The 3,767-nt window shown below is 62.2% G+C and carries 7 protein-coding genes; 2 read left to right on the top strand and 5 right to left on the bottom strand.

Features of this window, described 5'->3' with window-relative positions:
- Window positions 1-177 precede the first annotated feature (177 nt).
- A complete protein-coding gene (locus tag E5W87_RS34605; RefSeq protein ID WP_292408206.1) occupies window positions 178-873 on the top strand; it encodes a DUF1013 domain-containing protein in 696 nt (231 codons plus the stop codon).
- Window positions 874-938: 65 nt separating this feature from the next.
- Here the strand turns inward: E5W87_RS34605 and E5W87_RS34600 are convergent, their stop codons facing one another.
- The 5 genes from E5W87_RS34600 to E5W87_RS34580 all read right to left on the bottom strand — a co-directional run bounded on the left by E5W87_RS34600 (window position 939) and on the right by E5W87_RS34580 (window position 3,358).
- Window positions 939-1,658, bottom strand: coding sequence for a YafY family protein (locus E5W87_RS34600; RefSeq protein ID WP_095487267.1), 720 nt, complete (start codon window positions 1,656-1,658; stop codon window positions 939-941).
- Window positions 1,659-1,676: 18 nt separating this feature from the next.
- Complete coding sequence (locus E5W87_RS34595; RefSeq protein WP_292408203.1) at window positions 1,677-2,087, bottom strand: hypothetical protein; 411 nt, start codon at window positions 2,085-2,087, stop codon at window positions 1,677-1,679.
- 7 nt (window positions 2,088-2,094) lie between these two features.
- Window positions 2,095-2,460 (bottom strand): VOC family protein, encoded by a 366-nt coding sequence (locus tag E5W87_RS34590; protein WP_292408200.1) that lies wholly within the window; start codon window positions 2,458-2,460, stop codon window positions 2,095-2,097.
- Window positions 2,461-2,513: 53 nt separating this feature from the next.
- Window positions 2,514-3,116 carry a DJ-1/PfpI family protein gene (locus E5W87_RS34585; protein WP_292408197.1) on the bottom strand — a complete coding sequence of 201 codons (603 nt, stop codon included), beginning with the start codon at window positions 3,114-3,116 and terminating at the stop codon, window positions 2,514-2,516.
- A 77-nt stretch (window positions 3,117-3,193) separates the two neighbouring features.
- The gene (locus E5W87_RS34580; protein WP_292408193.1) at window positions 3,194-3,358 is read right to left on the bottom strand and encodes a hypothetical protein; all 165 of its coding nucleotides are present in this window, start codon (window positions 3,356-3,358) and stop codon (window positions 3,194-3,196) included.
- Window positions 3,359-3,613: 255 nt separating this feature from the next.
- Here E5W87_RS34580 and E5W87_RS34575 point away from each other — a divergent pair.
- Window positions 3,614-3,767 (top strand): VOC family protein (locus E5W87_RS34575; RefSeq protein WP_292408209.1); only part of this gene is annotated, 154 nt, incomplete at its 3' end.

Genomic DNA, 3,767 nt, shown 5'->3' with positions numbered 1-3,767 from the left:
AAAACCGGACAACTCATGTGCTACCTAATCCGGACAACTCATGTGCTTACGACACGCCACTCCCAAAAACGTTGCGAAACGGCGAGAGAGCGTTTATACAGACCGCGAATTTCCCATTTTGGTGGCTTAACCCACCGCCCGCGCGGGAACGCGGGCGAACGAGAAGGATATTTTACAATGGCCAATACGCTGCTGATGCCCAAGGCGACCGCCGTCTGGCTGGTCGACAACACCGCGCTGTCCTTCGAGCAGATCGCGCAGTTCTGCGGGCTGCATCCGCTCGAGGTCAAAGCGATCGCCGACGGCGAATCGGCGCAAGGCATCAAGGGCATGGACCCGATCATGACCGGCCAGCTGAGCCGCGACGAGATCGCACGTGCCGAGAAGGATGCGAACCATCGGCTGAAGCTGTCCGACCCCAAGGTGCGGGTGCCCGAATCCAAGCGCAAAGGTCCGCGCTACACGCCGTTGTCGAAGCGCCAGGACCGGCCCAACGCCATACTCTGGCTGGTGCGCAACCATCCCGAGCTGAAGGACGCGCAGATCGCGCGCCTTGTCGGTACCACCAAATCGACGATCGACCAGATCCGCGACAGAAAGCACTGGAACTCGGCCAATCTACAGCCGATGGATCCGGTAACGCTGGGTCTCGCCTCGCAGATCGACCTCGACATGGAAGTCAATCGCGCCTCGCGTGGCCGCGAGCAGGCACAACCGGCCGGCGACACGCTGCTGCCGGCGGCATTGACCGAGCGGCTGGTGCCGGCGCCGGAGAAGCCAAAGGACGAGGATGCGGAGCTCGACGCCAACGCCGTCTTCGCCAAGCTTTCAGCGTTGAAGTCGAAGGACGAGGATACGGACAACGAGGAATGAGTCGGCCAAAGGCTGTTCAACTACAAAAAGCCCGCCTCGCGCGGGTTTTTTTGCGACCGCGCTTGTCAGGTTCGAGCGGCCCGGTCCGGCGCCATACCGTAGTCCTCGCTGCGCTCTACCGCACGATAGAAATCGGCGAGCTGCTTGCCGCGCTCCGGCTTGAAGACGCGGCCGGCTATGACCACCGAAGCGATGCGGTCGATGCGGAAAGCGCGAAAATCGTCGCGCATCTCGCACCATGCGACCAGCGTCCACACCTTGCCCCAGAACCACAGGCCTAATGGCCTGATGTCGCGCGCAGTGCTGCGGCCTGCTTCGTCAGAGTAGTCGATGGTCAGCACCTGGCGTTTTTCCACCGCGCGCTCGATCAGGTCGATCGCTTCGCGGGCGGCGTCGCTCACCACCCACATCGGCGTGTGGATCTCAGTGCGGGCGATGCGATCCTTTTCGGCATCGGGCAGCACGGCGCCGATCTTGACCAGCGCCTCGTCGGCGGCTCTCGCCATGGCAGCACCGCCAAACGCGCGCACCATGCGGGCGCCGGCGACCAGCGCGACGATCTCGTCACGCGTGAACATCAGCGGCGGAAGGTCGAAACCCTCCCTCATCATGTAGCCGACGCCGGCCTCGCCGTCGATCGGCACGCCCGTTGACTGCAGGTCGGCGATGTCGCGGTAGATTGTTCGCTCGGAAACCTCGAGCCACGTGCCCAGCTTCTGGGCGGTGACCAGACGGCCACCGCGCAGGTGCTGCACGATCTGGAAGAGCCTGTCGGCGCGGCGCATCGTATGGTCCCTCGGTGTTTATGGTTCCAGCCCTTCGCGCTTACGCTGCGCGGCGACGAATGCCGCGCCGAAGGACAATTTCCCTGTTGTCGGCGTCTTTGCATCCAGCACCCGCCAGAATGGCGCGATGTCGCTCAGCGTCATGCCGCGCTGCAGATCCTCGTTGGCGGCCTCGGCGACAGTGCGCAGATGATAGCCGATAGTGACCGGACATGTCACTTCGGCACCGTGCTCGATGGCGAGCGCGGTGCGCAATGCGCGGACGTCCATGTCCACGCCCTTTGGGATGGAGCGGATGAAATCATCGACCTGCCGTGCCGTCGGCACCGGCATCGGCTGGCCCTCGACGACATCGCCAACAGTGCGCGGCGTCGGCTTGATACCGTTGATGCCTGGCGTGTTCAGCCTGTCGTTCCAGCTTTTTGCCATGCGGCACCTAGACGAAGAGCCCAAAGCTGTTGCCGTCCGGGTCGAGGCAATAGGCGAATGTGCCGGCCGGAATGGAGATCGCCGGCGATACGACTTGGCCGCCGTTCTGCCTCACCCGTTCCATGGCGTCCTCGATCGGTGCGGCAACCGACAGATGGATGGTCGGGCCGGTTCCCGGTGCCGCGGGTTTTCCGGGATAGACGTGCCCGGAGGCCGTTCGGTCCTGCGCAGCGAACATGGCCATCGGGTTCGGGCCACTCTCCTCCAGGGCGAGATCGTTCTGAAGCACCGATCCATAAAAGGTGCGCGCCCGATCCATGTCGGTGACGGGGATCTCGAACCATGCCGACGCTTTTGCAGGGATGAAGGCCATATCTGTCTCCTGATACTGTCGCACTATTGCACGCCGCTCCTGACACCATACTGTCAGGAGGCTTCAGCATATTCCCCTTCGGCATACTCCTTGGCGAACAGTGCACGCATCTGTGCGAGGTCGCCGCTTCTCTGGGGATAGAGCGTCTTCAAATAGGCAAGAGCGAAGGTGCCGGGAGCCGAACCCGGCGCGGACACAATGCGGCCGTCGGCGACGGCATGGGGCACGTCCTGATAGTTCTGGGCGCCCGGATAGCCCGGTTCCTTTTCATTGATCCAGTCACGACCATTGCTGGTGTGTTTGGCCTTGTCGAACAGGCCGGCACGCGCCAGTGCCAAGGTGCCGGCGCAGATGCCGCCGACCACGCCGCCGCGCGCCGCAATTGCCGTCAGCAGTCCGGAGATATCAGGCGGTGCATCGACCCACTCGTCGGAGCCGATGACCGCGACGGCGTCGAGATCGGTATTTTCATCAACCTCGGTGGAGCGATCGGGCGTCAGCATAAATCCGCTGGCCGAGGTCACCGGATTACCGTTCGGCGTCAGCGACACCGCGCGTGCGCCGAACCATTCGACCGCCGAAGCCGCAAGCAGGCCGTATTCCCAGTCGGCGAAGCGATCGATGAAAACGACGCCGATGGTTTTCTGTTCGGACATTTCCTGCTCCGTCCTTCGGCCCGCCGGATCTATATCTGGGCGCCGTGGCGTCCGCATCCAGCCGCTGCCGCGAAAAATCACCCGCGACCGTGGCGGCCTTCGTAATTATCCGGCCAACCGATGTCCTTGCGGATGCTCTGCGGCAAGTCATTCATGAAACGCCGGGTGCGGATCTCGTTGCGCATCGTCCGGATCTTGCCGACATAGTGCTGTACGCTGCGCAGAATGGTAAAACCGTTCATGGCTGATCTCCTCTCGTTCGATGAAGACACTATCGCACACCCCTCCTGACAGCAGTCTGTCAGGAGGCTTGAGGGCCTTTGGTGATGCAGCCGGTTTGTCTTCCCGAGCTCGCCGGTGCGCGGCACGCTGGCTTGTTTCAGAGTTGAGATCGTTCAGCTTGCAGCGACGGACTGTCGGAATTCGCATCCTTCTGCCATAGGGTCGGCGTTCTGATATTGGAGGAGAAAAATTTTCTAGAGATCAGGGAGACGACCATGGGCCTGCAACTGACGGGAATCCACCATCTAACCGCTATCACCGCGAATGCGCCGGGAAACCTTCGTTTTTACACCGGCACTTTGGGGCTGCGGCTGGTTAAGAAGACGGTCAATCAGGACGACACGTCGGCGTATCACCTTTTCTATGCCG

It is taken from the genome of Mesorhizobium sp. (assembly GCF_004962925.1).
In the GTDB taxonomy this organism is placed as follows: Bacteria; Pseudomonadota; Alphaproteobacteria; order Rhizobiales; family Rhizobiaceae; genus Mesorhizobium.
Note: the sequence above shows the minus strand (reverse complement) of the source record. Positions and strands in the feature narration are given on the sequence as shown.

What these genes read in the sequence shown, in the direction of transcription:
- E5W87_RS34605 (WP_292408206.1), top strand. Translation starts at nt 178, where the DNA reads ATGGCCAATACGCTGCTGATGCCCAAGGCGACCGCCGTCTGGCTGGTC.
- E5W87_RS34600 (WP_095487267.1), bottom strand. Translation starts at nt 1,658, where the DNA reads ATGCGCCGCGCCGACAGGCTCTTCCAGATCGTGCAGCACCTGCGCGGT.
- E5W87_RS34595 (WP_292408203.1), bottom strand. Translation starts at nt 2,087, where the DNA reads ATGGCAAAAAGCTGGAACGACAGGCTGAACACGCCAGGCATCAACGGT.
- E5W87_RS34590 (WP_292408200.1), bottom strand. Translation starts at nt 2,460, where the DNA reads ATGGCCTTCATCCCTGCAAAAGCGTCGGCATGGTTCGAGATCCCCGTC.
- E5W87_RS34585 (WP_292408197.1), bottom strand. Translation starts at nt 3,116, where the DNA reads ATGTCCGAACAGAAAACCATCGGCGTCGTTTTCATCGATCGCTTCGCC.
- E5W87_RS34580 (WP_292408193.1), bottom strand. Translation starts at nt 3,358, where the DNA reads ATGAACGGTTTTACCATTCTGCGCAGCGTACAGCACTATGTCGGCAAG.